This is a genomic window from Microcoleus sp. B3-A4, assembly GCF_036705385.1.
GTDB lineage: Bacteria > Cyanobacteriota > Cyanobacteriia > Cyanobacteriales > Microcoleaceae > Microcoleus.
The window spans coordinates 1-1,058 of record NZ_JAUBUI010000232.1; the positions used below are offsets into that span (position 1 = coordinate 1).

The following is a 1,058-nucleotide window of genomic DNA, read 5'->3' on the forward strand; positions in this document are numbered from 1 at the left end:
ATCCTCGAATGCAGGAACCTCGCTCTGTCTTGAAATCTAAACGGAGGGCGTGATTGAGACTTTTTCAGTGCCATTGCACTATGGGGTGCTGGTAAAGTTGAAGACACCTATAATCTCTTGGGTCATGCTCTGCGTAAGGCGTTGAGTATAATAGCTGTCCAGCAGGGGAGGGGGCTGACAGAAATTGCCAATGAAGCCGGAGCGAATTTTGTCAATAGTTCCAGCTTAAAAGCCGCATTAGATTTAAACTGGGATGACCCAGCCGAAAGCCAAAATGCCTTATCAACTCTACTAAGCAGCTTAGTTTCTGTAGAAGAATGGATGCAACAGCAGCCTAATTCTGAACAGCTAGGAGGGGCGCAAAATACTCTCCAGCTTGCCCGATTGATTGAAGCCCAAAATGTGACAGCAGACTCAATGGGAGTTCCGAAGCTGACCAAAGGGGTTGCTAAGGACCGACGCATTTCTATTGAAGATCCAGATATGCGGCATGGCCGAAAAAGCCGCTCTCAAAAAATAGATGGTTATAAACGCCATATTCTTAAAGATTGAGATATAGGGGTGGTTCGGGCTGTGGCTGTAACCCGTGCTAATACACCAGAAGCCGCTGCCACTGTGGACTTAGAAGTTGACTTAAAAAAACAACAGGTTCAGTTAAATGAACTACATATCGACCGAGCTTATTTATCAAGTCATTGGGTAAAATAACGAGCCGAACAATTACAGATATTTTGTAAGGCATGGCCGGTAAGAAACTCAGGACTATTTGATAAAAACGCTTTTGTTTTTGACTGGGAAAACAAAGTAATTAGTTGCCCAAATCAAGTTATTATGCCGTTTGAACCCGGTAAGGTCGTTCATTTTCCCAAACCGGTATGTGCCACTTGTCCACTGAGAGAACGCTGTACTACAAGTAAGAATGGCCGCAGCATACAGCATATTCCATGTATATATGATACACTCTATGTAGTACATAAGCGAAAAAAAATGAAACCTTATTCGATCGAGTTGCGTGAGAAAATAGTTAAAATTTATGAACAAGGTGATACCTCGATTAG

General features: G+C 42.9%; 2 protein-coding genes and 1 pseudogene. All 3 read left to right on the top strand.

The features are described 5' to 3' along the window. The first annotated feature begins 141 nt into the window (after window positions 1-141). Complete coding sequence (locus QUB33_RS29555) at window positions 142-552, top strand: hypothetical protein (protein WP_333358286.1); 411 nt, start codon at window positions 142-144, stop codon at window positions 550-552. Window positions 553-573: 21 nt separating this feature from the next. After that, entirely contained in the window at window positions 574-708 is a 135-nt protein-coding gene (locus tag QUB33_RS29560) for a hypothetical protein (RefSeq protein WP_333358289.1), read from the top strand. A gap of 123 nt (window positions 709-831) precedes the next feature. Further along, window positions 832-1,058 (top strand): annotated as a pseudogene (locus tag QUB33_RS29565) (hypothetical protein); the annotation flags it as partial.